This window comes from Paenarthrobacter sp. GQ52 (genome assembly GCF_059759005.1).
In genome coordinates this window covers 49,724-75,534 of sequence record NZ_JCAXEJ010000006.1, presented here as the reverse complement: position 1 = coordinate 75,534, position 25,811 = coordinate 49,724, and the positions used below count along the sequence as shown (strand labels likewise).

Genomic DNA, 25,811 nt, shown 5'->3' with positions numbered 1-25,811 from the left:
TACCCGGCAGACCAGGAGGACCGTATGACGGAGGCAACCCCACCCACCGCGCAAGCCACATCTTTGGACGATTGGTGGGTCAGGGACAACCTGCGTGAAACCATCGACCACCTGGTGGAGCTCGGCTACACCATCAGCGGAGGGCAGGGCGAAGACCCGGACCTCATCGATCCCGGTGGATCAGCGGTGGAAACGTGGAACGAGGATTATCCGTACGAACAGCGGATGACCCGCGACGAGTACGAGATCGAGAAGTACCGCCTGCAAATCGAGCTGTTGAAGTTCCAGTACTGGGGGCAGGACCTCGGACTGAAGCACGTCATTGTCTTCGAGGGACGCGACGCCGCCGGCAAGGGTGGCACCATCAAACGTTTTACCGAGCATCTGGATCCCCGCTCTGCCCGGACGGTAGCGCTCGCCAAGCCCTCTGACCGTGAGCAAGGCCAGTGGTATTTCCAGCGCTACATTCAGCACCTTCCCACTGCGGGTGAAATCGTCATGTTCGACCGCTCCTGGTACAACCGCGCCAATGTGGAACGCGTCATGGGGTTCTGCACGGACGACGAATACGACACCTTCATGGGTCAGGCGCCCGTTTTCGAGAAGATGCTGGTTGACGCCGGCATCCACGTCACCAAGTTCTGGTTCTCCGTGACCCGGCAGGAACAGCGCACCCGCTTCGCCATCCGCCAGATCGACCCCGTCCGCCGTTGGAAGCTCTCGCCCATGGACCTGGCGTCGCTGGATCGCTGGGACGAATACACGGACGCGAAAGAACGAACGTTCCTGCATACGGACTCCGACCACGCACCGTGGATCACCATCAAGTCCAACGACAAGAAGCGCGCCCGGATCAACGCCATGCGCTACTTCCTCAACCAGTTCGACTATGAGGACAAGGACACCTCAGTGGTTTACGACGCCGATCCGCTCATCCTCCGCCGCGGCCGCGACGCCGTCGGCGATTAACCCTCCGCGAGTTGGCACTTAGTGCCGATGTTTCCCAAAAACATCGGCACTAAGTGCCAACTCGCGGGAATGTTAGGGGTTATGGGGGTGCGGACGGAACAGGAGCCTCGACGTCGGCACCCACCGTAAGTGCCGACGTCGAACTCTCTATTCGGTAACGTCGTCCTCGATGACCGGGTCCTTCAGCAGAAGCGCCGTGCCTTGGAAGGCAGGCAGTTCGAGGAAGAAGCTGTGGAGGTCGTCTACCTGGCCGACGTCTTCGCCCGAGAACAAATCATGGACGGTGGAGCCCGGAACAAGGTGAGAGGACTGAATACTGCCGGCGATGTCCTGGTCCGAGAAGTTCAGGACCGTAACCTGCAGTGCTTCGTCGGCGAGCTGGTTGACCAGCACCAGCAGCCCTCGGTGGGAAACGTCGGGCACGTCCAGCAGCGTGCTGGTGGCGATCCCCGACTCCTCCCGCACAGTAAGGATCTGCTGCAGCCGCCGGGCGTAAGAGTTCGGATCCTTCAGCTGATCGGGCAGCGGACCGTAGAGGCTCCGGGCGCGGGGCATTCCGGCAAGGGAGGTTTTGGCGTCCGGGCTGGTGCCCATGAGATCGTGTGCGCCACGGTTGATCCAGCGGGTGTCACCCTGCGAGGTGAGCTCGCGGACCGTCTCGCGGTCAAGCGCTGTGATGCCCGTGAGGTCCCAACCGGAAAGCGCGAAAACCCCAGGCTGCAAAGCGTTGTACATGGACAGCAGCACGTGGGCATCCAGGACCTGCGCTTCCTGCTCCTCGGTGATGGCGTCCTGATCCTTGATGCCAAGGGCCGCCATGATGAAGCTGACCGTGGTGCAGGCGATGCCATTGGTGGTGAAGACTGCGTTGTACGGCCCGTTCTCCCCCGTAAGCCGTTCCCGCATGGTGTTCTGAACCTTCTCCGCCACCTCTGCGCCGGTGAGCTCCTCACCGGCAAGTTCGAAGACGTCATCCCTGTGCCCCGCGGCGAAGTGGAGCAACTCGTAGGTCAGTTCATCGTGGTTCTGGAGGGCATGTACCAGCGATGCCTGGTCCACGCCGATCTCCATGGAAAGCCGCAAGGTCAGGCGCAGGAACTCGGTATCCCCGATGACCAAGGCGTAGTGATAAGCGGGCCGGGTGATGAAGTCGTAGGAGAGATCCGGGCCGGACTCGGACTGCGTCTTGATGTCATCGATGGTGAGGTTGAGCTCCTGGAAGGAGAACCCGCCCACCTTGCGGATCATGGAACCAATCAGCTGGTTGGCGGCCTCGGACAGTGGGTGGCCCTCCGACCAGCCCGGTTCTTCTTCAGCACTCTTCTCGACGCCCAGGAACCCGTTGGCATCAAGCCGGAGGGCGCCGGTCCCCAAATCCAGCAATGAGTGCAGGGCGTCGCCAACCACCAGGCGCATCCCGGCGAACGTTGGGTCCAGCCAGTTGATGGAAGGCTGGCCGGACTTAAAGTAGTGGAGATAGACCCACCGTCGGGTTTTGCCGGTGGTGTCGATGATGGGCTTGGTGGCGCTCCAGTTGGTTTCCTTGACGCCGGGTTCGTAGAAAATCACCCGTTGGAGCCGACCAATAATGTAACCGGCCTGCTGCAGAGCTTCCTCGGCCGCCGGGCTGATGTTCACCGAGTCTTCGCCCTCGGGAACGTCCGGCAGCAGATGCCAGTCCTCTTCGGGGATGTCCACCATGTGATAGATGCCGGGGTAGTCCCGGAAGTTCATTTCGGCGAGTCGGAAGTCCGCCCCCTTGCCTGTGTGCCCGGGAACGATGTCGTCAATGACGGTGCCGCCATGGTCATTGGCCACCTCGCACATCTGACGGAACTCTTCTTCGGTGCCGAATGCGGGGTCGATCGCCATGCTGATCCGGTCAAAGTGGCCGTCCACGCTGGGTGTCTGGGACCAGCCGCGGATACCACCGGCCAGCTTGACCGGTCCAGTGTGCAGTCCCCGGATTCCGATCTCGCTGAACGCGTCCCAGAGTGCGGGATCGCCCAACGCGGAAAGGAAGGACTGCCCGTCTTTGGTGATGAAGGACAGGGGGTAGGCCGTGAACCAGACGGGTGAACGCTCAACGGCTGCGCGCGGATTCGGCCTGGCGTACGAGTTCTGCCACATGCTGGCCTGCCCGGACAATTGCCGGGCCATGGTGTTGGCGTCACCCAGCATGGACTGGTTCCTGAGCCAGTCCACGTAGGTGGAGTTCAGGCCGTCGAATTCCAAGGAGGGCCGGGCGGCGAAGAACTGCCGCCTCCGGGCGATCGGCCGCAACGCCTTGGGCCGAGCTGGATAAAACTGTTCGTCAAAGGTGATTTCCGCCGGTTCGCTTGCGGTTTCATCGGGCGTTTCCTGTGGCGTCTCCTCCGGATTTTCTTCCGGAGTTTCGCTGATTTCTGACACGCTCTCGTTGACTGCAGGCTCCCGCACAGTTTTCTCCTTTACGTGGTCGCCGCGTCAACGCCGACCGTCCGAGGGGGTCGTTCAAGAGGTCACGTACCCGGGCTTGCCCGGACTATTCATGCTAGTCCGGGGAGCCTGCCGTTTGTCTAACCCGGGAACAAGTAAGTCTCGTTATTATGTGGTGGGTTGACGTTGGCGGCACTGCGGTGGCCACGATAAAGCCCGACGTCGGCACTCAGGTGGGTGCCGACGTCGGGCTTGGAAATTTGCGGGCTGGGTGTGGGGCTGTCAGTACCGCCACACCACCGTGTAGGCGTAGCCGTTGCCGTTCCGGACACACCCCTCGACCAGGCGCACGTAGGAACCGAATCCGGGCCTGGCGGCATCCAGGTTCGACTCGCACGTCGCCTTCGTATGAAACCAATAGACGTAGGTGCTGGCCGCCTCGGCCGGGGCAGCCAGAGCAATTCCACCGCCAGCCAGGATAGAGGTTGCCGCGAATACGGACGCAATCTTCTTCTTCACGTTAGTCATTTCGATAGAGTAAGCATCTGGCCGAAGACAGTCAACGGTCCGCGAAAGCCCTATCCGGCCCTACGGGTGGGCCCCGAACAGTCATTACCGTGACTGGTGAAGATCGGAGGACACATGAAAATTGTTGTTATCGGCGGAAGCGGCCATATTGGCTCATTCCTGGTCCCCCGGCTCGTCCGGGGCGGACACGACGTCATCAATATCAGCCGCGGGACCAGCGCGGCATACGTTGATGCGCCCGAGTGGCAGCAGGTCCGGCAGGTCACCGCGGACCGCCACCTCGAAGATCGGGAGGGCACCTTCGGCGACCGGGTCGCCGGACTGGGAGCCGACGTCGTAATTGACCTGGTGTGCTTCACGCTCGACTCCGCCACGGCGCTGGTGAACCGTCTGCGCGGCGAGACGGGGCATCTGCTGCATTGCGGGTCGATCTGGCGTTATGGTGCCAGTCGGAAGTTGCCCATCTCAGAGGGGTCGGACTCCACCGCGGAGCCGCTGGATGAATACGGCATCCAGAAACGCGATATTGCCGGGATGCTGAAGGATGAGACGGCCTCCGGAGGGCTCATTACTACGTCACTGCACCCTGGACACATTGTCGGTCCGGGATGGCATCCCGTGGGTCCGCTCGGAAATTTCGATCCCTCCGTGTGGCAAAAGATCGCGGCCGGACAGCCACTTCAGATTCCGGGAGGTGGCACCGAACTGATGCACCACGTCCACGCGGACGACCTCGCGCAGGCCTTCGAGCAAGCAATGCAGAGCCGGGAATCGGCCGCCGGCGAGGACTTCAACATTGTTGCTCCGTCCGCCCTGACAGTTCGTGGCTACCTGGAGATCGCGGCATCGTGGTTCGGGCGGGAGCCACACTCGGAGATGGTCAGCTGGGAGGACTTTCGCGAAACCACCACGCCCGAACATGCCGACACGAGCTGGGCCCACCTCTCCCGCAACCACTGCCTCACCATCGAAAAAGCCAGGTCCCTCCTGGGCTACGCCCCCCGCTACGAGCCGGAACAGGCCGTTCGTGAGGCGCTGCAGTGGCTTATCGGTAACAACAAGCTTCAGGTTCAGAGCACTTGATACCACGGCCAAACGCTCGACGCCGGGACTCGCCTCAGTGCTGAAAGACACTGAACCTTGGCCTTCAGTGCCTCCATGCGTTCGGTGACGAAGCCGCTTGGGTTCCGGCGCTGTATGTATTGGTGTCTGTACAACAGCCGCCCCAACGCCGAAGCTTAAGGAGCGGAGGGGGAGCATCCATGTTCAAAGCGGCCAACAAAGGAGTGACAGACACCCGGCTCGACCACGGCTTCTTCGTCCTGGGCGGAGTCGCCGCAGTATGGCTTGCCTTCTTGTTGGTGGGCGAGAGCTTCCAGCTGGGGTGGGGGCAGGTGTGGTTCTACGTGGTGTTCTGGGCGTTCCTTGCCTATTTGCTGCTCCCGCGGCTCCACCGGATCCTGACCACCATCTATGTGCCGGGCTATTTCATTGGCCGGGCAAGGACCAGCGACGGGCTCTTGGGTGACCCGGTCAACGTTGCGTTGCTGGGCGCCGAGCCCCAGATCCACGCCATCATGGAATCTGCTGGATGGACCAAGGCCGACGACGTCACTTTCGACAGCAGCCGGCGCATCATCAGCTCAACTCTTTTCCGGCGTAGCTACTCCGAGGCGCCCGTCAGTCCGTTGTATCTCTTTGATCGACAGCAAGACTTCGCGTACCAGCAGGAAGTGGACAACAGCCCGGGCAAACGCCACCACGTCCGCTTCTGGCGTTGCCCCGAAGGCTGGCTCCTACCGGGTGGACACAAAGTGGATTGGCTTGCCGCCGGAACCTACGACCGCAGCGTTGGCTTCTCCCTGTTCACCCTGCAGATCACGCACAAGATTGAGCAGAACACGGACGTGGAGCGGGACCACATCGTTTCAACCGTTTCGGCTGCGGAACCAGCTGTCTCAGTCCAAGTCATCAAGGACTTCTCCACCGGGTACCACTCACGCAACGGCGGCGGGGATTCAATCTCTACTGACGGCGACTTGCCGATCGTCGACGCTGGCGGCGTCCTGGTTCCCTCAGATCAGCCGCCCAGCCGCACCGATAGCAGGGACAGGCGGCCCGCCCCCATCTTGATGGGGGCTGCTTTGGTGGTGGCCAGGGCGGTGGCGGCTTTGGTTCTGGCGATCACGTTATTCACCTCCGGCGGTGAAATTTCCGGGCTCACCTTCGACGACGATTCGTCAGACCCGCAAAGCACGACGGCGGCAATCGCCTTGATAGCAGCTGTGGTCCTGGTATTCGGGCTGGGTGAAGTTTTCCTTGCCTGGCGCATCTTCCTTGGCAGCAATGGCGCCCGCGTGATTGCCATGGGCTTGAGCTCCATCTCGATCCTGGTCCAGGCAATCGACTACTTCACGGGCAGCGCAAACATCACCCTCGAAGCTGGCCTCTCCGGTTTGGCCACTGACATTCTGGTGCTCCTGGCCCTGTCCAGCCAACGTGCCCGTGTGTACGCAAAGCGGCAGCGCGTTCCGGCGGTTCCGGCGTCGGTAGTTGGCCGGGGCGGGGTCAGCTCATAACGGAATCTCGCGGTACGGCCGTCAAATATGCCGCCCAAATTCGGGGGAGACGCAGCAACGGGCTGGCGACACCCGAATATGGGTGTCGCCAGCCCGTTGGAGTGGCGCTAACGCATCTGTGTGGCGGGGGGTTACGCAGTAACCGCCAGGGCATCGATCTCCACAAGCATGACCTCGTGCGGCAGATCAACGAACACGGTGGTGCGGCTCGGCAGCAAACCGCTGGGAACGTTCTCCCGGATGAACTCGCCGTAGACCTCATTCATGGCGGCGAAGTCGTCGCGGGTGGTGAGGTAGACGCGGAACATGAGGACGTCTTCAACGGAAGATCCGCCGGCTTCGAGGATGGCCTTGACGTTCTCCAGGGTGCGACGGGTCTGGACGCGGACGTCGCCCTCGCCGATGTACTGGTTGGTGGCGGGGTCCATCGGGCCTTGGCCGGAGACCTGGAACATGCCGCCCTTCTTGATGCCCTGCGAGAATACGTGCGCCGGGGCGGGGGCGTTTTCGGTCAGTACTACGGTTTTTTCACTCATGCTGAGTTCCTTTCGTGGCTGATCCAGCCGAGGTCGTTGGAGATGGCCTCGGTGCTGGCTTTGAGGTCGGGCAGCAGCTCAAGCAATCCTTCATAGCTGAGCATCACTACCGGTACCGAACAAGAGGCTGCGGCAACAACGGCGCCGCTGGCGTCGCGGATGGGGGCCGCGATGCAGTGCACGAACGCTTCGTGCTCAGCGTTGTCGTGGGCCCAGCCCTGTTCCTTGACCTGCTCGAGTTCGGCCAGCAAGGCCTCCGGCGAGGTCAGGGTGTTCTCGGTAACTTTCACGTAGTCCAACCCCGCGGCGATTTTTTCCTGCCGACTGCGCGGCATATCGGAGAGGAGGACTTTGGACACAGCGGCCGAGTGCAGCGATGCAGTCAGGCCGATGCGCGAGTACATGCGGACGGGATGGTGCGACTCGAACTTGTCGATGTACACCACCTCATTCCCTTCAAATGCGGCGAGGTGCACAGTGTGCCCGGTTCGGCCGTTGAGTTCGGCCAGGTGCGGATGCGCCACTTTGCGGATGTCCCGCTGTTCCAAAGCCAGCGATGACAGTTCAAAGAGCTTGGAGCCGAGCATAAACCGTTGGTCTTCGTCCCGCACCACGAAGCGCTTTTCTTCCATGGCGTGCAGGAGCCGCATCACGGTGGTCTTGTGCACGGCGGCCTTGGACGCGAGCTCGTCCAGGGTTGCTGGCTTTGCGGCGAGTTCGCCGAGCAGGTCTATGGCTCGCATGAGGCTCTGGCTCACGATGTCACGCTCCGGTTCTGGTGTTGAATTGTCCGTCTTCAACATGGATAGCAGCCCACGCGTCATCCGAAGAATCGAGAATGGCTGCGAGCTCGGCGGCGTCGGGCAGCGGACCGCGATCACCGTGGACAGTCAGGGTGCACGCTGCGGCTACATGTCCGCGCCGGAGGCTTTCCTTTTGGCCCAGACCGAACAGCATGCCGCTGAGGTAGCCGGCGGCGAACGAGTCGCCGGCGCCAACAGGTTCGACGACGGCGACGGACAGTGCGGGCACCTCTTCTCGGGTGCCGGTCTGGTCCAAGGAGATGGCGCTGATCGCCTCGTTCTTGATGACCAGCACCTTCGGATCCGGCATCATGCGGCGAAGTTCTGCTTCATCGGTGGTCCCGAAGGCGTGTTCGGCTTCGTCTTTCCCAACGAGTACGACGTCGGCCAGGTTCGCCAGCCGCTGCAGGACGGAGCGGTCCTGGCCTGCCCAGAGGGCTCCGCGCCAGTTGACGTCGAAGCTGATGATCCGGCCATTGCGAGGTGTGGTGAGGATTGCTTCCAACAGGGAAAGGCACTCGGGGGAGAGGGCTGCGGTGATTCCACTCAGGTGGATGAGTGCAGCGTTCTCAAGCAACGACGAAACGGCGGGATTGGAAAGTGTGTCCCGTCCCATGGCCGACGCCGCGGATCCTTGCCGGTAGTACAAAACCGAACTGCCGCCGTCGGGGTCCGTATCCTGCGCCGGGACCTTGACGTAAAGGCCCGTGGGCAAGGACTCGTCCACTTCCACGCCGGAGATTCCCACGCCGTGATCCTGGAGCTCGTGCAGGATTCGGGTGCCGAAGCCATCGTGGCCCACCCGACTGACCCAGTGCGCGTCCAGGCCCATGGCTGCCAAACCCATAGCGACGTTGGATTCCGCGCCGCCGATGCCGAAGTGGAGCTCCGTTGCCAGGTGCAGGGGGACGGCGTGGACAGGGGTAAGCATGGCCATGGTTTCGCCCACGCATACAGCTGAAAGCATCGTTCTCCCACTAGTTCGTGCGCTTCTCAGCGGCCTTGACTCTCGATCCACCACCATGTTAGACATATCACCAGCAGGTTTGCAACCAGCGTTGCAAAATACGCAACGCATCAAAATTGCCCAACGACCCCACAACGCAGCTTCAAGAACGCAGCATCGCGAAGGGAATGAAACGCGTGAACACCTCCGAAGCCATCTCGGCATCTGCCGTGTCAGGCCTGGCTGAACGCCGTCTCGACTGGCGCCACAAAGCTGTGCCCGCATCCGCGAACGGCACCACCCACGCGGGCTTCCTCGCCGCCAAACACACGCTCGCTGATCTCCAGACGCCGCTGCTCACCCTCGACGTCGGAGCGCTCCGCGCCAACGCCGACCGGCTGGCCGACTGGTGCAGAGACCACGGCGTCCTGCTCGCCCCGCACGGGAAGACCACCATGTCTCCCCAACTCTGGACCGAGCAGCTCAGCCGGGGTGCCTGGGGCATTACGCTGGCGAACTTCGCACAGCTCCGCGTGGCCCGCGAGTTCGGCGTGAGGAACCTGCAGCTCGCCAACAGCCTCACGGATCCGCACGCCATTCAGTGGGTTGCCCGCGTTGCCACGCCGGACGCGCCCATCCTTTCCTGGATCGACTCCCTGGGGACCGTGGAAGTCATCAATCGAACGCTCGCCGGCAGTGATGCTGTGCTGGACGTACTGGTGGAGCTGGGCGCGCATGGTGGCCGGACCGGCGCCCGCTCTGTGGAGGCTGCCATGGAGATTGCCCGCGCTATCTCCGAGTCACCCAACCTGCGCCTGGTGGGCGTCAGCGGCTATGAAGGCTCACTCGCGCACACAGCGGACGACGCCGGATTGGCTGCCGTTCGCGGCTACCTCGCCAAGATGCGGCTGCTTCACGAGGAACTGCTCGCCGCAGGGCTGTATGGGGCCAGCAAAGTGATCATCACTGCCGGGGGCAGCGCCTACTTCGACGACGTCGTCACGGTCCTCGCACCCACCATCAGCACCGGCGCCGAACTTGGCGGACCTGCCGTGGACCTCATGATCCGCAGCGGTGCATACATCATCCACGACGACGGTTTCTACCGCGCAATTTCGCCGTTTTCCCGCGAGGGCGACCAACCCTTCAAAGCCGGGATGTACGGCTGGGCACGGGTTGTGTCGCAGACTGAACCCGGCCTCGCCATCCTCGACGCCGGGAAACGCGACCTCCCGTTCGACGAAGGCCTGCCCGAACCGCAGTTCATTGGACCTGATCTGGGCGGGGCAATGGAGCCGCTACTTGGCGCCCGGATCACCTCGGTCAACGATCAACACAGCTTCATGACCTATGACGCCAACTCCACCACGGTCCGTCCCGGCGACGTCGTCCGGCTGGGCCTCTCCCACCCGTGCACCGCGTTCGACAAGTGGACCGTCATCCCGGTGCTCGCGGACAGCGGGTCCGTCGAAGGTCCAGGTAACCAGACCGTCGTCGACCTCATCCATACCTTCTTCTAGGACCATGCCATGAAGACCCTCATCAGCAATGCCACCTTGGTGGATGGAACGGGAACAGACCGGCGCCGTGCGCACGTCCTGCTGGACGGCGCGGTGATTGCCGCCGTCGTCGACGCCGGAACGCTCGACGCCGGTTCCCTCACCGAGAGCGGCGCGGACCGCGTCATCGATGCCACCGGCCTGGTCCTGAGTCCAGGCTTCATCGACATGCACGCACACTCGGACCTGCAGCTCCTGGTGAACAGGGACCACTACGCCAAGCTCAGCCAAGGTGTCACCACCGAACTGCTGGGCCAGGATGGCTTGTCCTACGCGCCCGTGGATGATGCCACCCTCGCAGGTGTCCGCGAGAAGATCGCCGGCTGGAACGACAATCCGGCCGACTTTGACTGGAATTGGCGGACCGTACGGGAGTACCTCGACCGGCTCGACGCGGAAGAAAACGGTGGCCGCATCGCCACCAACGCCGCATACCTCGTTCCCCAAGGAACCGTCCGGGCCATGGTGATGGGTTTCGCCGAAGGTGACCCCACGCCGGAGCAGCAGCGGCAGATGCAGGACATCATTCGCGCGGCGATGGAGGAAGGTGCGGTGGGAATGTCCTCGGGGCTGACCTACACGCCGGGCATGTATGCGCAGACCGAGGAACTGGCTGGACTCTGCCGGACCGTGGGCGAGCTCGGGGGTTTCTACGCGCCGCACCATCGCTCCTACGGCAAGGGTGCGCTGGGTGCCTACGCCGAGATGATCGGGCTGAGCCGCGACACGGGCTGCGCACTCCACCTCTCCCACGCCACCATGAACTTCGCGGAAAACAAGGGCCGTGCCGGGGAACTGCTGGACTTGATCGACGAAGCCCTGGACCACGGCGTTGACATCACCCTGGACACCTACCCATATCTCCCTGGTGCCACCACGTTGAGCGCGATCCTGCCGAGCTGGGCGTCATCGGGTGGGACAGAGGCAACGCTGGCGCGGCTGGCCGACACGACAACCCGAGCACGCATCCGGGAAGCCGTGGAGATCTACGGCTCCGACGGCTGCCACGGCGTGGTGGCCGAGTGGGACACCTTGGAAATCAGCGGCGTGCAGAACCCGGCGCTCGCGGGCTACGTCGGCAGAACCATCAGGGACATCGCCTCAGGGAGCGGCCAGGAGCCGTTCGACGTGTTCGCGCAGATCCTCACAGAAGACCGTCTCGGCACAGGCATCCTCCAGCACGTGGGCCACGAGGAAAACGTCCAGGCCATCATGAAGCACCGAACCCACACCGGCGGCAGCGACGGACTCCTGGTCGGGGCCAAGCCACACCCGCGAGCCTGGGGCACGTTCCCGCGCTACCTTGGCCACTACTCACGGGACCTCGGACTCTTGAGCCTCGAGGAAATGGTCCATCACCTCACGGGCCGGCCCGCCGCACGACTCAAGCTCCACAACAGGGGACTCATCCGGGAAGGCTATGCGGCCGACGTCGTGCTTTTCGATCCGGAAACCGTCCGCGATGAAGCCACTTTTGAGAATCCACGCCAGGCCGCCAGCGGCATCCAGTACGTCTTCGTCAACGGCACGGCAGCGATCGACGGCGGCAAAGCCACCGGTGCCCGCGCCGGCCGGGCCCTCCGTCGCAGCAGCGACGGCCTCACCAGAGAAGGACAGCATGACTCCTGAACAATTCCTCCAGCAGCTCGAAGCCGACCGAACCCTGGCCGTGGTCCGCGCCCCGTCCATCACGGACGCCGCCGATCTTTGCCGTGCACTGTCCGGCGGCGGCATCCGCAGCGTCGAACTCACGTACACCACCCCGGATGTGCTCAAGCACGTCCAGCGTGCGGCGGAGACTGTGGCGGAGCATGGTGCCGCCGTCGGAATCGGCACTGTGATGACCGCCGACCAAGCGCGTGCAGCCATCGACGCCGGTGCGCAGTTCCTGGTGACGCCCGGCCTTCGCCCCGAGGTCGCCGCCGTCGCAGTCGCCGCCGGGATCCCGTTCAGCCTCGGCGCCATGACCCCCACGGAGGTGGCGCAGGCCCTGGACCTGGGCTCGGCCGCCGTCAAAATTTTCCCCGCCCGCCAGCTCGGCCCGGCGTATTTGAAGGATCTGCAAGGCCCGTACCCGGGCATCCGCTTGCTGCCTTCGGGGGGCATCGACGCCTCCAACGCCAAGAGCTACCTCGACGCCGGTGCTGCCGCAGTCTGCTGCGGCACCAGCGTAGTCCCGCCCGCAGCCGTTGCTGCAGGTGACTGGGCAGACATCGCGGCACGTGCCGCAGCCTTCACCGGCACCCTCAAGTAGGACTTACCCAGAAAGACTCGTCATGACTGAATTCCTTGAATGGCTGCGGCACGACACCGCCGGCCTGCTCCTCCTGGCAGGTGCCGGCATCGCCCTGCTGCTGTTCCTGATCATCAAGGTCAAGCTCGAACCGTTCATCGCCTTGGTGGGAACCGGTGTGATCGTGGCTCTGGTGGGCGGGATTTCCGTGGAGGCCCTCGTCGGTTCGGCCACCAAAAGCAGCGACGCCCTGATTGAAAAGGGTTTTGCCGGCATCCTTGGCCACATCACGGTAATCATCGGCCTCGGCACCGTCCTCGGTGCCATTCTTGAGCGGTCCGGCGGTGCTGAGGTGCTGCTCGGAAGGCTGGTGAAGATCTTCGGCGAAAAGGGCACTCCGTTGGCCATGGGTATCACCGGCTTCGTGCTGGGTATCCCCGTGTTCTTCGACATCGGCATCTTTGTCCTTGCTCCGCTTGTTTACGTCGCCGCAATCCGTGGCGGCAAATCGCTGGCCCTTTACGCACTGCCGTTGCTCGCAGGACTCTCCGTGACGCACGCCTTCCTTCCTCCGCACCCCGGCCCCGTTGCTGCAGCCGGACTGTTCGGCGTGGACCTCGGCTGGATCATCCTCATGGGCCTCATCTGCGGTATTCCTGCATGGTTCGCTTCGGGCATCCTGTGGGGTACCTGGATCGGCAAGCGCGTCATGGTTTCGGTCCCGGAGGATCGGATCGTCCCCGAGTCCGACGCCGCCAAGGGTCACGAACCGTCCATCGGGCTGGTCCTGCTGGCCATCGGCTTGCCCATGATCCTCATTCTCGGCGGTACGTTCGGCAACATCTTCGCTCCCGCAGGCACATTCCGCGATATCCTCCAGTTCTTCGGCAACCCTGCCATCGCGCTGACCGTCGCCGTGCTCCTGGCCATGTGGCTCCTGGGAATCCGCCGCGGCATGACCTCCTCCGAACTCAGCGAAATCACGGGTTCCTCGTTGCGTCCCGTGGGCATGATCCTGCTGGTTGTTGGCGCGGGTGCCTTCTTCGGTGCCGTCCTCTCCGCCACAGGTGTTGGCAAGGCTGTGGCGGATACGTTGTCCCAGGCCGGGCTTCCCATCATCCTGTCCGCGTTCGTGATCAGCGCCGGCATGCGCATCGCCCAGGGCTCGGCCACTGTTGCAATCGTGACCACCGGCGGCATCCTGGCTCCAAGCCTCGCTTCGGGGTACTCGCAGCCGCAGCTCGCGTTGATCGTGGTGGCCATCTCGTCGGGCTCCATCATCGCCAGCCACGTGAATGACGGCGGATTCTGGATCATCTCCAAGTACTTCAACATGTCAGTCAAGGACACCCTGAAGACGTGGACCGTGTTGGAGACGGTGCTCTCCATAGTGGGGTTCGGGATGGCGGCGCTGCTGTACACGTTCGTCAGGTGAGCTGGCGGCAGCCGGACTTCCGTCAGGTGAGCTGGCGGCACCCAAGCCAAGTGGCGGCGTCGTGCGCTTATCCCCGCGAGCTGTACCGTCACCACCCACTTTGAAATGACAACGGCCTCGACACGCCTAAGAAAGGGTGTGTCGGGGCCGTTTTTGCGTCAAAGAAGGTGGTGGCCGCACGCGGGGTAAACCGTCGCTTAAACAAAGAGCTCCGGAGTGCGTTATTGGGGGATACGCACTCCGGAGCGGTCTTTGAGCAGGGGCTCTCGCCGTCCTGCAGTAATTACTCTACGTGCCGTGCGACGCCTTCGCCACCACCTCGAATAAGTACTTTCGCTTTAGTTTTTATGGGCAGCTTCATGCCTCTTCTTTTGCGGCACAATCAGCACCGGCCGCCGTTGGTGATGACTCAGCCAGGCTGCCACCGAGCCGTTCAGGGCTTCGGAAATCCGGTGCCCCAATCCAGGTTCAGGGGTCCCTACGATGATCATCGACGCATCAATATCCGAGGCCAAGCGGCCCAGGGCACGGGCAGGATCCCCGGCGAGCAAGCGCAAAGTCCAATCCGCCGTGCCGCCGTCCATGGCCTCCGCGATGGCCTTTCCTAGATCACCACGGACGGCTTCGACGTCCTCGTCATCCTTTTCGGGATGCAGCGACATCCGGTGTGTCTCGCGCGAGGGGTCCCACTCCACCAGATAGCTGGCCTCATCCACATAGGCGCAAACCAGCGGCACCCCCATTTGCTCGGCGAGGGTCCTGGCAGTTTGGAGGACCTCCACATGCTGATCCGGCAGCACTCCGACCACCAAGGGGATCCGTCCGTTGAAACCTTCCGCAGCCATACCCTTATTGTTGCGCTGCGGCGCGTGCTTGAACAGCTACTTGGGCTCACACGCACCCTTGTAGACGTTCCTGACGGGGCCTACGGTTAATTCGGGTCCACGGCTCATCCGAAGGAAGGCGGTCCGCGATGGAAATCTACATGTGGTGGCTCGATCTGCACTTGGACAGCAAGGAATGGCTGCGCGAAAACCTGCGCGCCGAAGAACTGCCGCTGCAGGTGCTGCAGCACATTGCCGAGGCCGGCGGGCCTCATCCGGACAAGGTCAGTGGTGTGTTGACCGTTGCGGATTGGGACTTCATCGAGACCCAGTCGGAATTCGTGGACTGACGGAGTTCGTGGAGTTACGGGGCCTGTCCCCAGCGGGGCGGCAGTTCCCTGCGAACCCGCTAGGCGCAGCTGGCGGCTGGCCGAGCGGCCGTGACGATGACCTGGGCGGCAGTGTCCGGACCAAGCGAGGGGCTCTCTTGAGCTTGGGCCGCAGCCCGCGCAGGCCGCTCCTTGGCCCTCATGCGGAGAAGTGCCACCGCTGAAATCAAGAACCAAGCCACGTTGGTTACCACGGAGGGCCAGGCTCCGTGGAGCGTGCCATTGACGATAAAGGCGCACGAACCAAAGAGATTTACGGTCTGGAAGGTGCTGCCCGCCTGCAACCAGCCCATGGATACCGCCATGTAGCCGCCGAGCATCGCCACTGCGCCGGCCCAACCGGCAATTTCGAACAGCAGTTCCATGGGAGTCCTTTCAGGATTTGGGCATCCGAATGAAGCCGACGGGCGGCGTTCGATCCGGGGTGGGGCTTGATTCGGTAGTCGGTGTTGGGCGACTGAATCGTGCTTTTGAGTCAATATTGAGTGAGGAAGCCATTTAGTTCAATTGCAATATTCTGAAGCCGGTGTTTAGGAGTACTTAACATGGAGATGGATCCGCGCCGGTTGCTCGTGCTTCTTGCGGTCGCGCGCACTGGAGGCGTCCTTGCGGCAGCTGATGAATTGCGGATTACGGCGTCCGCAGTGTCGCAGCAGCTGAGCAAACTCGAGAACGAGGCAGGGCAGGCGCTACTCCTCCGCACCCCCAAAGGCTCAGTGCTTACACCTGCAGGTTTGGCCATGGCCGAGGCAGGGGAAGAGATAGAACGGGCACTCAACGTGGCCCGGGCCCGGATGCAAAGCGAAGTCAATATTGCGGGGGTGGTGCGGGTTGGCGGATTCACCAGCTTCATGCGCACCGTGGTGATCCCGCGACTTCCCGAATGGCGCAGCCAATACCCCCAGTTGCAGATTCAGATCGTTGAGGACGGCTTTCCGGCTCTGATGCGGCTGCTCCGGCAGCGACAGCTCGATGCTGTGGTGATCGAACAGGATTCGACGGCGGCAGAGCAGCGTCCGATGGCGGCCGGAATGGTCCAGGAACCCCTGCTTGACGAGCCGTGGAAGCTCGTGGTGCCCGCAGGAACCTTGCTGGGAACGGACAACATTGACCTGAGCCGGTTGCACTTGCCGTGGCTGGGAGTCGAGCCATCAGCGGCCAACACTGCAGTTCTTGGGCGCCTCCGTCACTCGACAGGTGCCCGGATTGAGACTGTTCATCAGTATCACGACACACTTACCGCGCTGGCACTCGTCGCTGCTGGTGAGGGGGTTGCGATTGTGCCCACCCTGGCGCTGACGGGAGTTGTCCATGACCAAGTGGACATCCTGGATGTTCCCGGCCTGGGGACCCGGCACATCGCCTTGCGGAGGTTCGACCGGAGAAAGGCCGCCAGCCTGCCCTTGGACACGGTGGCCCGCCTGCTTCGGGAATCGGCGGCCGCGTTCGACACCCGTTCAGGGTCCTGACCTGTCCCGCCACGAAAGGCGGGACAGGTCAGGACCGGTCAGGCAGACTGCACCCGGGCAGGCGTCAGTTAGTTCAGCGCAGGCGTGTCAGTAGGGACCACGCCCGAACCATAGAGGTCCGTGGCCAGGTCCCGAAGTGCCCGCAGAGCCACCCGCTGGGTAAAGGGCCCATAGGAAACACGGGCCACGCCAAGTTCCTGGAGCTCGGCTGCCGGAAGGGCTCCGGGTGCGCCAATCACGGAGAGCTTCCCGTGTCCCAGGCCTTCAACCAGAGGCTCGATGACCTCGCGGGTCATGGCGCCGGGCACGAAGACCAGCGAAGCACCGGCGTCGAGGAAGGCGCGGCCCCTGGCAATGGCGTCCTCGATGCTGTCGTTGATAGGACGATCCCCACCCCGGGCGATAGCGTCAGTGCGTGCGTTCAGCTGGAAGGCGACGCCTTCGTCCGCGGCGGCCGAAATGATGGCCTGCACACGGGCAACGGCTTCGTCGAAGGGCCGCAAGCGGTCCTCAACATTCGCCCCAACGACGCCGATCCCAATCGCCCGGCGGATGGTCTCGGCAGGGTTCTCGTACCCGTCGTCCAAGTCGGCAGTGACCGGGAGGTCCACGGCGTCGACAATTCGCTTGACCCCATCCAGCGCGACGTCCAACGGCATGGTTCCGTCGGCATAGCCGAAGGCTGCAGCAATGGAATGCCCTGCAGTGGCGATGGCCTTGGTTTCAGGGAGTTCTGCAACAGTGCGGGCACTGACGGCGTCCCACACATTAACCACGCTCAGGATTTCCGGTGCCTCGTGCAGGGCTTTCAGCTGTTGTGCACGTGCGTTGGTGTTTGCTTCAGTCATCGTTGATCTCCATCATCGTTGTTTTCAGTCATCCACGGGTGGGAACTCTCGCTTGCCACCCACAGCCTAGGCATAACGTCGCACAACGCGATACCAAGCGCTTGCACTACGGCCCTTGGTGAAACTCGGGCAGTGAAATTTCCGCGGGGTCTGCGCCCACGACTCTGTTACGTCCCTGGGCCTTGGCGCTATATAGCGCGGCGTCTGCCACGTTGATCATGAAATCCAGGTCTGGAGCTTCAGTACCAGTGGACGTGACGCCATAGCTGACGGTGGGAAAAGGCAAACCATCCGGATCTTCCATTGCGGATAGGCGATGGCTGATCTCTGAGGCGATGGCTTCGGCCCGCTGTTGCGTCGCTCCCGGCAGGAACAGGATGAATTCTTCTCCGCCGTACCGTCCAACAAGGTCGGTTGACCGAACCGAAGCGGTGCAGGCCTCGGCGAAGGCACACAAGGCGGCGTCCCCCGCCGCATGTCCGTGTTCATCGTTGACGGCTTTGAAGTAGTCGAGGTCCGCCAGGATCAAGGCCCCTCCTCGTTGGCCTGCCAGCTCATTGGCAGCCAGGCCAAGGAAGGCGCCCCTGTTCAGCAGGCCGGTGAGATGGTCCCGTTCGGCGCGTTCCCTGAGTTTTCTGATCAGGTGGTTATTGCTGAGCGCGTTCATGGTGAATGACAGCGACACCAGGAAAATTAGGTGTACCAGGGCCGCCGGCGCATAGCCGAAGACGGTTTGGAACAAGTTCCCATCATGCCCTTCCAGCACAAACGTGATTGCCCGGCCCAGGTAGTACAGGGAGGTAAGTGCGGCGGTGAGGGCCAGGAACTTGGTCGCCCGGGTATGGGTTGATTTCGCGAACCACATTTCTGCCGCGGACATACCAAGGCCTGCCGCTGTCAGGCCCAGATAGACCAAACCACCGGACCAGAGACTGGATTCCGCTGTGTCCAGCACCGACGCAACGTAGGTGATCAGGGGTGCCGGTGCCAGCTGCCAAGCGCTGATTTTACGGTCCCGAAGTTTTCGTGCTCCTGCCCAGACGCTGAATGCTCCGGCGACCACTAGCGCTTTGCCGGGCGGATTGGCCCACGCCAGTAAGGAAGTTCCGTTGAGCAGGAAGGCGCAATTTCCGGCAAAGAAAAGGCACAGGGACGCCCGCCACCAATCGGTGAACGGTGACCGGAGGCGCCGGGAGGAGACACAGGAGAGAACTATCAGGGTTAGGATGACGGCCGCGAGGACCATTCTTACGGAGAACGGGTCCAGGACTATCGTTCCCTCTTGCATGGAGGCTGCAATCATGGCGTGGTCCTGCTACCGGCCGACCACCGCGGAATTCCCTTTTGTTGGTCTCATGGCTCTTTGACCTCGCAAAACATGTATTCCCCCAGTAAGTTGCTGCGGCCTTTTGACCGCGAACCACAGTCAAGCACGTTTCTTCCAATCAGTGGACAACGGCCGCCACATCACGGGAAAAAGTTTTTCTCGATTTTCGCGTCACGATTCTGAGGTTGGCCACACTGTAACCGTAAGGAGGGTTTTGCCCGGAAATCGGACTATCCACATAAGAGCAAAAAACCGTTGCCACCCATACGCCCTGATGGTTCGATGGGGATCATGGCTACTGCAGAGAGTTACGTCATCGCGATCGGGACCAAGAAAGGCCTGTGGCTGGCAACCAGCCCGGACCGCAAAGAATGGTCCCTCTCCGGCCCGCACTTCCTGATGAGTGAGATACCCAGCATCGGGATAGACACGCGGAACGGCACTACACGAATTATGGTTGGCGTACGATCCGAGCACTGGGGTCCCACAGTGGCCCACTCCGACGACCTTGGCGCCACATGGACCGAGCCCGAGCAGGGCGCCATTAGATTTCCGGACGGCACAGACGCCGCGCTGGAACGCATCTGGCAGATATACCCCGACGCCGACTCCCGACCAGGCGTGGTCTGGGCCGGTTGTGAGCCCATATCGGTGTGGAAATCAACCGACGGCGGCGAACACTTTGAGCTGAACCGCGGACTCTGGGACCACCCCCACCGCAGCGAGTGGGGCGCCGGTTACGGAGGAGCGGCCGCGCACTCCATTGTGGTTGATCCGTCAGGCGAGAAGGTCCACATCGCCATGAGCACGGGCGGCGTTTACAGATCGCTCGACGGCGGCGCCTCCTGGGAGCCCCGCAACAAGGGAATTTCGGCCTACTTCATGCCTGATCCCAACCCCGAGTTCGGCCAGTGCGTTCACAAGATCGCGGCGGATGCCGCCGTCGAGAATCGTTTGTACGCGCAGAACCACCACGGGGTGTACCGCACGGACGACGGCGGCGAGAACTGGGACTCAATCGCGGACGGGCTGCCGGCGGATTTTGGGTTCGTCATGCTGACCCATCCGCGCCGCGAGGGCACGGCGTGGGTGATCCCTTTGAAAGCGGACGGCGAACGCATCCCGCCGGACAGTAAGCTCAGCGTCCACCGCACAGACGATGCCGGCGGAACGTGGAAAGAACTGCACACAGGCCTCCCGGACCACGAATACAACGCCGTGCTCAGGGACGCCGCTTTCGTGGACACCGCTGAACCTACCGGCGTGTACTTTGGAACCCGCGGGGGCGCTGTGTATGCCAGTGCTGACGAAGGCGAAACATTTACTGAAGTGGCGTCGCACTTGCCGGACGTGCTCTGCGTGCGTGCCGCCGTCGTAGTGGGCGCATCTGCCGAACCCGAAACAAAAGCCAACGCATCGGTGTCTGGGTAGGCCGGTCGTGGCTGACTTTACGGTCCTGCTGCCTGGCGTCCTGCAGCCCCTCGTAGGCGGACAGTCCTATCTGACTGCGTCCGCCGACGGGGCTGTGACCGTTGGACAGTTGCTGGACTCGGTAACCGGAGATTATCCAGTACTGGCCAGGCGTTTGCGTGATGAAACCGGGGCGCTGCGCCGCTACGTGAATATTTACGTGAACGGTGATGAGATCCGGCGTGTGAAAGGTCTTGATACGGAGGTTGCGGCTGGCCAGGAGGTTTTGATCATCCAATCCGTGGCCGGCGGCTGAGCGGGGTTTGGGGTCAAGCCGGATCAGGCGACGCGCCAAACGCTGCATTCGTCAGTATTGATGGCTTTCCGCATCCCGGAGGCGTGGTCCATGATCCACACAACGCCGATTCCCGGCGCCGTTTCCTGGACGCGTCCGCGGCGGATCACTACGTCGTCGTAAGCGGGCCCTACGGACAGGCGGGCTTCGATCTCGTCTCCGCGGTGGAGCTGGCTGATAGCACGTATGCGTGTTGTGTGAGTGGTGGCTTCCTTCAGCATGGTTTCCTCCTGGCTGGAGCTGGTGCCTGCACTTGCCGGCTATTCCAGTGTGGCGCGGCAATGTTGCCACGGTATTTCGGCTTGGTTAGGGTCCCGTTAGCATTCCGGGATGGTTGGGTTTCCACTTGGCCAGCCCCGCCTGCCGGGATCGCCGCCTACCCGGTTGTAGCCTGATCTCGGTTGTTGAGTCTCACAGCAACCACTGGCTCCGTCCCCGGGGAGATCGAATGGGTGCGCTACGGCGAACAATCGCGTTGTCTACAGGCTTGGTGGTGTTTGCTACCGGCCTGTTTTTTGTACAAACCCCCGCGACTGCGGTGCCGTTGCCTGGGCCTGACAACCCAAATGTCCAGTTCGTGGAGGGAACCCCGCACTCGGAGCATACGTTCGAGGTTCCCCCCGAGCTCGCCACGCCGTTCAACACGTCGCCCGACGCCGGTCCGGCAGCGGCGGGACCCAGCGGCGACATCCGGGTTCGGCTGGTCACTGCGAAGCTGGCGGACAACACCAATACGGTGTCCATGGCGGGCGCTGAACAGGCTGTTGCCGCGTCCAGCAACTACTGGAAAGCGATGACAGCCAACAAGCTGTCCCTGACGGTGAACACCAAGGTTGCCGGCCACCAATCCAAGGCGAAGTCCACGGATAGCTACAGCACCATCATTTCCATCATCACCAGCGAACTGAATTGGTCGGCCAGTCCGTATACAGCGCTGGTAATTTTCATTCCTACCTCCACTCTGTCCGGAAACGCCCTCGGAGCCGGATACAGCAGTGGAAGCTACAGTGGCCGCGTCCTCCTGCCGCAGATCAGCGGGTTCACGAACAACGTGATGAGCCACGAGTTCGGGCACGTCATCGGCCTCATGCATGCGGACGCGTTGCAGTGCGGCAGTGGCGCGTCCGACGTCGGAGTTGACGGTAGCGGACGGTTCACGGATCCTTCCTGCTATATCCGGGAGTACGGCGACACCACGGACATCATGGGCGCAGCCCAATTTGAATCACCCGTGGTCAGCAGCTCGCTGTGGGACTACGCAGGATTTGGCCGTGGTGATGAAATCCGTGATGTTGGCGTGGCAACGGGAGCCAAGACCTACACGCTCAAACCGTGGGGCGGGACCGAAGCACAGCGTGCCATCAAGTTCACCGATCCCATCAGCAAAGAGGTCTATTACCTGGAGTTGCGGCAGGCCGCAGGCTATGACAGTTACCTTGACGACTCGGGAAGGCCGGCCGGAAACAGGGGCGTTAAGATCGTCCAGCGCGGCGGAGCCACCATCGCTTCGTCCCTGATCCTCATGCCGTCCACCAAGCCGTTTCCGGAACCCTGGTACGCCAGCAACCACGCATGGCAGGCCGGCAGCACTTTCACCACCTATACCGGCACTCAGGTGACCATCAATTCGGTGTCCACCACGTCGGCGTCGGTCACTATCTTTGCCGATCCCAAGCTCACGGCGAAGATCCGCTTCTCGGCCGGAGACTTCGACGGCGACAGGCTCGCCGATGTCCTCTCCCGCGAGGCTGACGGCTCCCTGATGCTCTACGCCGGACTGCCCGGCAATAGGCTTGATAATCCCCGGAAGATCGGCTCGGGGTGGAACATCTTTGACGCCATCACCGGCATCGCGGACTTCAACGGCGATCGTCGGGGCGACATCCTGGCGCGAACCAGCGACGGTGTCCTCTGGCTGTATCCGGGTGACGGAAATGGCGGTTTCCTGGCGAAACGGCAGGTCGGATCCGGTTGGCAGGGCTTCTCGAACCTCATTGGTATGGGGGATTTCGACGGCGACGCCCGGCCCGATGTCATGGCGACCAAGCCGGACGGCACGCTCTGGCTCTACCCAAGCGACGGTCAGGGGGGTTTCCGTGCATGGTCGCAGGTCGGCTCGGGATGGAACGGCTTCACCAGCATCACTTCCGACGGTTCCTTCGGCGGTGCCGGAGCGGGACTGCTCGCACGGGCCAGCGACGGCACTCTCTACCTGTACCCCGGCAATGGTTGGGGTGGATTCGTGCCGCGCATCGCCGTCGGAAGTGGCTGGAATGCCGTGGGCGACATCGTGGGCGGGCAAGACTTCACGGGTGACACGCGCTCCGACGTCCTGACGGTGACATCGGCGGGAACCATGCGCCTCTACCCGGGCAGCGGCTCAGGTTTTGCCGAACGCCTGGCCATTGGGGCCGGATGGAACCAGTTCAGCCAGGTGTGGGAGGCGGGAGACTTCGATGGCGATGCTGTCGCCGACATTCTGGCGCGCGGCACCGATGGCATTCTGTGGCTTTACCCAGGCAATGGTTCCGGCGCTTTCCTGCCGCGGGTCCAGGTGGGGTCGGGCTGGGGTGCGTTTAATGCGGTCCTCACCGCAGGGGATTTCGACGGCGATGGCCACCCGGACCTTGTGGCGCGGACTTCCGACGGGGTGTTGTGGCTGTATCCGACGGATGGTCGCGGGCAGTTCCTGGCCCGAAAGCAGATCGGCACAGGGTGGCAGGGGTTTACAGAGATGCTCGCACCGGGTGATTTCTCCGGTGACGGCAAAGCGGACCTTGTGGCGCGGGCTGCCGATGGGAGCTTGTGGCTCTACCCAGGTAATGGCGTTGGAGGTTTCCAGCCGTGGCGGCAGATCGGCACCGGCTGGAACATCTTCAATTCCGTGATGCAGGGCGGTGACTTCAACGGTGACGGCTGGGAAGACATCATGGCCCGTGGAACCGATGGCTCGCTCTGGCTCTACCCGGGCAACGGCAACGGAGGCTTCCTGGCCCGGGTGGCCATGGGGGCTGGATGGAACATGTTTAGTTCCTTCGCAGCCTTGGGTAATGCCTTTACCGGGACGGGCAATCCTTCCGTGGTTGGCGTGGCCGGCAACGGCGCACTATTCCTCTACACAGGCACCGGCCGGGGGGCGTTCCAAACGGTGGTTATGGACCCTCGATAGGGTCTTTGCCGTAGGTGAGATCCGGATTCCATTTTTGTCGTGGCGAGGCGCTAGCATTGGCCCTATTCGTCGTGACTGCCACGGCAATCCACTCTTAATCTTGGGGGAATTCCGTGTCTTTTTTGAGGATCCGGCATTGGCGTGCGGCCGCTCTGGCGATGATCGCAACACTGACGGCATCACTGGTGTTGGGGATGGTTCCGGCGCAGGCCTGGGCTGTGGGCCGAGTAACGGTTCCAGCCGAGACCGCAACGGCCGGCGCATCGACGGGCGGTTCGATCAGCGGAACCGTTACTGTCCGTTCAAATGTGGACCTGGGGTCGGTCTCCGTCTTTGCAATTAATCTCTATAGTCCGTCTTCGAACGCTCCGTCAGGGACGGTGAACCCCGACGGTACCTATACGCTTCCCAGCCTGCCGGCCGCAGAATACAAGGTCTATTTCCATTCCAGCGACCCCGGGTGGACGAGCATGGAGGTCTATGGCGGCTCGGACCTGAGCACCTCCACTCCGGTGCTGGTCAACGAGGGACAGGACGTTACGGGAATCGACCAAAACATGGGCGGCGGCAGGATCCAAGGCAGGGTCCTGATGCCCTACTACGTGGACACGACCACCGTGGTCGTCGAGGCGTTGGACTCCTCCGGAACCGTTGTCGCTTCAGAGTTTCCAAGCAGCGGTGGCCACTATGATCTCCGCGGAATCCCTGATGGCCTCTATCGGATCCGGGCCAGCGGTGGCGTCATTACTTCCTGGCATGGAGGAGGAGCTTCGTTCGCTGAGGCCTCCACTATCTCCATCGCGGGCGAGCAGGATGTCTACAACGCAGATCTGGCCGGCGATCCGGGCTCCAGCATCAGTGGTTGGGTGTCCAGTGCTTGACCGGCAACGGGCGCAGGCGCGCACAGGGTCTCCGTCCATGACCTCACCGGCAAAGTAGTGAAGGACGTCCCGGTTAATAGCAGTTTTTACACTGTCAGCGGGCTTCAGCCCGGCCAATACAAGCTTGCGTTGGATATGGTGACCGTCAACAGTGCGCACCAAGCGAAGAGCTCTATGAGGGGCAGTACTACAGCGGTGTGAGTGAGGACAAGGGTCCCGGTCCTGCGCAGACCATCACACTCACGGCGAATGAGCAGAAAACCCGTTTCGATTTCTCGGGCACGGATGGCGGGAGCATGAAGGGATACCTCCGCGATGCCAGCGGCCATCCTTTGCCGTTCGCGGTAGTCGAGGCCTACACCCGAGACGATGCGCTCGTGACGAGGAAAGCCGTCACGGATGCCCAAGGCAGGTTCGAAATCACTGGCCTGACCACCGGGTCCTATCGCCTCCGCGCCAACACGACGAATGTGCGCTTCGCAGGTCTCACCTATTCAGGAAGCGTCGCGGAGCAATCCGAGGCCAAAGAAATCGCGGTCAGCAGCGGCACCAAGACCGACGTCGGGACGGTGGGCTATTGGTCCCGCTCCGACTTCACCGACGTCTTCGAAGGCCAACAGTTCGACCACCAGATCAGTTGGATGAAGTCCACCGGCATCTCCACGGGCTGGCCTGACGCCACGTTCCGTCCCTTGCTGTCCGTGAACCGTGACGCCATGGCTGCGTTCCTGTACCGGTTGGCAGGGCAACCCGCGTTCACGCCGCCAGCTACGTCGCCGTTCGTGGACGTCCCCACGACCAACCAGTTCTACAAGGAAATCGCGTGGCTCGCGTCCACCAAGATTTCGGGTGGATGGCCGGACAAAACCTTCCGACCCGTGGAGCCAGTGAACCGCGACGCGATGGCTGCGTTCTTGTACCGCTTCTCCAAGGTCACAGACTTTGAGCCGCCGGCCACCTCGCCGTATACCGACGTTCCGGCCAATGGCCAGTTCTACAAGGAAATTGCTTGGTTGGCTTCCGCAGAAATCAGCACTGGCTGGGATGACCACACTTTCCGGCCCGTCACACCCGTCAAGCGGGATGCCATGGCTGCTTTCATGTACAGGTTCAACGTATTGGATAAGTAGGGA

The 25,811-nt window shown here is 62.5% G+C and carries 24 protein-coding genes; 14 read left to right on the top strand and 10 right to left on the bottom strand.

Going from position 1 to position 25,811, the window contains the following annotated elements:
• The first annotated feature begins 24 nt into the window (after positions 1 to 24).
• Positions 25 to 969, top strand: coding sequence for a polyphosphate kinase 2 (ppk2, locus tag AC6CH8_RS10235; protein ID WP_091464038.1), 945 nt, complete (start codon positions 25 to 27; stop codon positions 967 to 969).
• Between the two features lie 147 nt (positions 970 to 1,116).
• Here the strand turns inward: ppk2 and treS are convergent, their stop codons facing one another.
• Together treS and AC6CH8_RS10225 are read right to left on the bottom strand one after the other, a co-directional pair.
• Complete coding sequence (gene treS, locus AC6CH8_RS10230) at positions 1,117 to 3,408, bottom strand: maltose alpha-D-glucosyltransferase (protein ID WP_498190328.1); 2,292 nt, start codon at positions 3,406 to 3,408, stop codon at positions 1,117 to 1,119.
• A 261-nt stretch (positions 3,409 to 3,669) separates the two neighbouring features.
• Positions 3,670 to 3,915 (bottom strand): hypothetical protein, encoded by a 246-nt coding sequence (locus AC6CH8_RS10225; RefSeq protein ID WP_139025115.1) that lies wholly within the window; start codon positions 3,913 to 3,915, stop codon positions 3,670 to 3,672.
• Positions 3,916 to 4,029: 114 nt separating this feature from the next.
• Here AC6CH8_RS10225 and AC6CH8_RS10220 point away from each other — a divergent pair, with 114 nt between their 5' ends.
• Together AC6CH8_RS10220 and AC6CH8_RS10215 are read left to right on the top strand one after the other, a co-directional pair.
• Positions 4,030 to 4,998, top strand: a complete 969-nt coding sequence (locus AC6CH8_RS10220; RefSeq protein WP_498190325.1) for an NAD-dependent epimerase/dehydratase family protein — start codon at positions 4,030 to 4,032, stop codon at positions 4,996 to 4,998.
• Between the two features lie 179 nt (positions 4,999 to 5,177).
• Positions 5,178 to 6,494, top strand: coding sequence for an LssY C-terminal domain-containing protein (locus tag AC6CH8_RS10215; RefSeq protein ID WP_498190323.1), 1,317 nt, complete (start codon positions 5,178 to 5,180; stop codon positions 6,492 to 6,494).
• Between the two features lie 131 nt (positions 6,495 to 6,625).
• On the opposite strand, the gene AC6CH8_RS10210 is transcribed toward AC6CH8_RS10215, so the two are convergent.
• From AC6CH8_RS10210 to AC6CH8_RS10200, 3 genes are read right to left on the bottom strand one after another with little or no spacing between them, the layout of a single operon-like run.
• The gene (locus AC6CH8_RS10210; RefSeq protein ID WP_024818727.1) at positions 6,626 to 7,030 is read right to left on the bottom strand and encodes a RidA family protein; all 405 of its coding nucleotides are present in this window, start codon (positions 7,028 to 7,030) and stop codon (positions 6,626 to 6,628) included.
• The gene (locus AC6CH8_RS10205) at positions 7,027 to 7,833 is read right to left on the bottom strand and encodes an IclR family transcriptional regulator (RefSeq protein WP_474661878.1); all 807 of its coding nucleotides are present in this window, start codon (positions 7,831 to 7,833) and stop codon (positions 7,027 to 7,029) included. The genes AC6CH8_RS10210 and AC6CH8_RS10205 overlap by 4 nt, the downstream gene beginning before the upstream one ends.
• Entirely contained in the window at positions 7,793 to 8,800 is a 1,008-nt protein-coding gene (locus tag AC6CH8_RS10200; protein WP_498190320.1) for a sugar kinase, read from the bottom strand. Before AC6CH8_RS10200 ends, AC6CH8_RS10205 begins: the two co-directional genes overlap by 41 nt.
• A gap of 176 nt (positions 8,801 to 8,976) precedes the next feature.
• Between AC6CH8_RS10200 and AC6CH8_RS10195 the strand changes: the two genes are divergently transcribed.
• The 4 genes from AC6CH8_RS10195 to AC6CH8_RS10180 are packed head-to-tail and all read left to right on the top strand — an operon-like array spanning position 8,977 to position 14,006.
• Positions 8,977 to 10,299 carry an alanine racemase gene (locus AC6CH8_RS10195; protein ID WP_498190318.1) on the top strand — a complete coding sequence of 441 codons (1,323 nt, stop codon included), beginning with the start codon at positions 8,977 to 8,979 and terminating at the stop codon, positions 10,297 to 10,299.
• Between the two features lie 9 nt (positions 10,300 to 10,308).
• Positions 10,309 to 11,967, top strand: coding sequence for an N-acyl-D-amino-acid deacylase family protein (locus AC6CH8_RS10190; protein ID WP_498190316.1), 1,659 nt, complete (start codon positions 10,309 to 10,311; stop codon positions 11,965 to 11,967).
• Positions 11,957 to 12,592 carry a bifunctional 4-hydroxy-2-oxoglutarate aldolase/2-dehydro-3-deoxy-phosphogluconate aldolase gene (locus AC6CH8_RS10185; RefSeq protein ID WP_498190314.1) on the top strand — a complete coding sequence of 212 codons (636 nt, stop codon included), beginning with the start codon at positions 11,957 to 11,959 and terminating at the stop codon, positions 12,590 to 12,592. The genes AC6CH8_RS10190 and AC6CH8_RS10185 overlap by 11 nt, the downstream gene beginning before the upstream one ends.
• Positions 12,593 to 12,614: 22 nt before the next feature.
• On the top strand, positions 12,615 to 14,006 hold the full coding sequence (locus tag AC6CH8_RS10180; RefSeq protein ID WP_498190312.1) for a GntP family permease: 1,392 nt from the start codon (positions 12,615 to 12,617) through the stop codon (positions 14,004 to 14,006).
• A 338-nt stretch (positions 14,007 to 14,344) separates the two neighbouring features.
• On the opposite strand, the gene AC6CH8_RS10175 is transcribed toward AC6CH8_RS10180, so the two are convergent.
• Positions 14,345 to 14,851, bottom strand: a complete 507-nt coding sequence (locus AC6CH8_RS10175; RefSeq protein ID WP_498190310.1) for a universal stress protein — start codon at positions 14,849 to 14,851, stop codon at positions 14,345 to 14,347.
• A gap of 128 nt (positions 14,852 to 14,979) precedes the next feature.
• Here AC6CH8_RS10175 and AC6CH8_RS10170 point away from each other — a divergent pair, with 128 nt between their 5' ends.
• The gene (locus AC6CH8_RS10170; RefSeq protein WP_011776649.1) at positions 14,980 to 15,180 is read left to right on the top strand and encodes a hypothetical protein; all 201 of its coding nucleotides are present in this window, start codon (positions 14,980 to 14,982) and stop codon (positions 15,178 to 15,180) included.
• A 59-nt stretch (positions 15,181 to 15,239) separates the two neighbouring features.
• Here AC6CH8_RS10170 and AC6CH8_RS10165 read toward each other — a convergent pair whose 3' ends face one another.
• On the bottom strand, positions 15,240 to 15,584 hold the full coding sequence (locus AC6CH8_RS10165; RefSeq protein ID WP_420179433.1) for a CBU_0592 family membrane protein: 345 nt from the start codon (positions 15,582 to 15,584) through the stop codon (positions 15,240 to 15,242).
• Positions 15,585 to 15,764: 180 nt separating this feature from the next.
• Here AC6CH8_RS10165 and AC6CH8_RS10160 point away from each other — a divergent pair, with 180 nt between their 5' ends.
• The gene (locus AC6CH8_RS10160; protein WP_091464020.1) at positions 15,765 to 16,688 is read left to right on the top strand and encodes a LysR family transcriptional regulator; all 924 of its coding nucleotides are present in this window, start codon (positions 15,765 to 15,767) and stop codon (positions 16,686 to 16,688) included.
• A gap of 68 nt (positions 16,689 to 16,756) precedes the next feature.
• Here AC6CH8_RS10160 and AC6CH8_RS10155 read toward each other — a convergent pair whose 3' ends face one another.
• Positions 16,757 to 17,536 (bottom strand): isocitrate lyase/PEP mutase family protein, encoded by a 780-nt coding sequence (locus tag AC6CH8_RS10155; RefSeq protein WP_498190307.1) that lies wholly within the window; start codon positions 17,534 to 17,536, stop codon positions 16,757 to 16,759.
• Between the two features lie 106 nt (positions 17,537 to 17,642).
• Entirely contained in the window at positions 17,643 to 18,839 is a 1,197-nt protein-coding gene (locus tag AC6CH8_RS10150) for a GGDEF domain-containing protein (protein ID WP_498190305.1), read from the bottom strand.
• 306 nt (positions 18,840 to 19,145) lie between these two features.
• Between AC6CH8_RS10150 and AC6CH8_RS10145 the strand changes: the two genes are divergently transcribed.
• Both AC6CH8_RS10145 and AC6CH8_RS10140 read left to right on the top strand, forming a co-directional pair.
• Positions 19,146 to 20,294 (top strand): WD40/YVTN/BNR-like repeat-containing protein, encoded by a 1,149-nt coding sequence (locus tag AC6CH8_RS10145; protein ID WP_498190303.1) that lies wholly within the window; start codon positions 19,146 to 19,148, stop codon positions 20,292 to 20,294.
• Between the two features lie 7 nt (positions 20,295 to 20,301).
• Positions 20,302 to 20,589, top strand: coding sequence for a MoaD/ThiS family protein (locus tag AC6CH8_RS10140; protein WP_017197341.1), 288 nt, complete (start codon positions 20,302 to 20,304; stop codon positions 20,587 to 20,589).
• Between the two features lie 23 nt (positions 20,590 to 20,612).
• Here AC6CH8_RS10140 and AC6CH8_RS10135 read toward each other — a convergent pair whose 3' ends face one another.
• Entirely contained in the window at positions 20,613 to 20,849 is a 237-nt protein-coding gene (locus tag AC6CH8_RS10135) for a hypothetical protein (RefSeq protein WP_017197342.1), read from the bottom strand.
• A 227-nt stretch (positions 20,850 to 21,076) separates the two neighbouring features.
• On the opposite strand from AC6CH8_RS10135, the gene AC6CH8_RS10130 reads away from it, so the two are divergent.
• The 3 genes from AC6CH8_RS10130 to AC6CH8_RS10120 all read left to right on the top strand — a co-directional run bounded on the left by AC6CH8_RS10130 (position 21,077) and on the right by AC6CH8_RS10120 (position 25,808).
• Positions 21,077 to 23,797 (top strand): FG-GAP-like repeat-containing protein, encoded by a 2,721-nt coding sequence (locus AC6CH8_RS10130; protein ID WP_498190301.1) that lies wholly within the window; start codon positions 21,077 to 21,079, stop codon positions 23,795 to 23,797.
• 113 nt (positions 23,798 to 23,910) lie between these two features.
• Complete coding sequence (locus AC6CH8_RS10125; protein WP_498190300.1) at positions 23,911 to 24,678, top strand: carboxypeptidase-like regulatory domain-containing protein; 768 nt, start codon at positions 23,911 to 23,913, stop codon at positions 24,676 to 24,678.
• 197 nt (positions 24,679 to 24,875) lie between these two features.
• The gene (locus AC6CH8_RS10120; protein ID WP_498190298.1) at positions 24,876 to 25,808 is read left to right on the top strand and encodes an S-layer homology domain-containing protein; all 933 of its coding nucleotides are present in this window, start codon (positions 24,876 to 24,878) and stop codon (positions 25,806 to 25,808) included.
• Positions 25,809 to 25,811 lie beyond the last annotated feature (3 nt).

Bases quoted from the DNA above. Each gene is read 5' to 3' on its own strand.
- AC6CH8_RS10180 (WP_498190312.1), top strand. From the start codon at position 12,615: ATGACTGAATTCCTTGAATGGCTGCGGCACGACACCGCCGGCCTGCTC.
- AC6CH8_RS10160 (WP_091464020.1), top strand. From the start codon at position 15,765: ATGGAGATGGATCCGCGCCGGTTGCTCGTGCTTCTTGCGGTCGCGCGC.
- AC6CH8_RS10155 (WP_498190307.1), bottom strand. From the start codon at position 17,536: ATGACTGAAGCAAACACCAACGCACGTGCACAACAGCTGAAAGCCCTG.
- AC6CH8_RS10130 (WP_498190301.1), top strand. From the start codon at position 21,077: ATGGGTGCGCTACGGCGAACAATCGCGTTGTCTACAGGCTTGGTGGTG.
- AC6CH8_RS10215 (WP_498190323.1), top strand. From the start codon at position 5,178: ATGTTCAAAGCGGCCAACAAAGGAGTGACAGACACCCGGCTCGACCAC.
- AC6CH8_RS10145 (WP_498190303.1), top strand. From the start codon at position 19,146: ATGGGGATCATGGCTACTGCAGAGAGTTACGTCATCGCGATCGGGACC.
- AC6CH8_RS10170 (WP_011776649.1), top strand. From the start codon at position 14,980: ATGGAAATCTACATGTGGTGGCTCGATCTGCACTTGGACAGCAAGGAA.
- AC6CH8_RS10175 (WP_498190310.1), bottom strand. From the start codon at position 14,851: ATGGCTGCGGAAGGTTTCAACGGACGGATCCCCTTGGTGGTCGGAGTG.
- AC6CH8_RS10200 (WP_498190320.1), bottom strand. From the start codon at position 8,800: ATGCTTTCAGCTGTATGCGTGGGCGAAACCATGGCCATGCTTACCCCT.
- AC6CH8_RS10210 (WP_024818727.1), bottom strand. From the start codon at position 7,030: ATGAGTGAAAAAACCGTAGTACTGACCGAAAACGCCCCCGCCCCGGCG.
- AC6CH8_RS10205 (WP_474661878.1), bottom strand. From the start codon at position 7,833: ATGTTGAAGACGGACAATTCAACACCAGAACCGGAGCGTGACATCGTG.
- AC6CH8_RS10225 (WP_139025115.1), bottom strand. From the start codon at position 3,915: ATGACTAACGTGAAGAAGAAGATTGCGTCCGTATTCGCGGCAACCTCT.
- AC6CH8_RS10220 (WP_498190325.1), top strand. From the start codon at position 4,030: ATGAAAATTGTTGTTATCGGCGGAAGCGGCCATATTGGCTCATTCCTG.
- ppk2 (WP_091464038.1), top strand. From the start codon at position 25: ATGACGGAGGCAACCCCACCCACCGCGCAAGCCACATCTTTGGACGAT.
- AC6CH8_RS10135 (WP_017197342.1), bottom strand. From the start codon at position 20,849: ATGCTGAAGGAAGCCACCACTCACACAACACGCATACGTGCTATCAGC.
- AC6CH8_RS10150 (WP_498190305.1), bottom strand. From the start codon at position 18,839: ATGATTGCAGCCTCCATGCAAGAGGGAACGATAGTCCTGGACCCGTTC.
- AC6CH8_RS10185 (WP_498190314.1), top strand. From the start codon at position 11,957: ATGACTCCTGAACAATTCCTCCAGCAGCTCGAAGCCGACCGAACCCTG.
- AC6CH8_RS10190 (WP_498190316.1), top strand. From the start codon at position 10,309: ATGAAGACCCTCATCAGCAATGCCACCTTGGTGGATGGAACGGGAACA.
- AC6CH8_RS10165 (WP_420179433.1), bottom strand. From the start codon at position 15,584: ATGGAACTGCTGTTCGAAATTGCCGGTTGGGCCGGCGCAGTGGCGATG.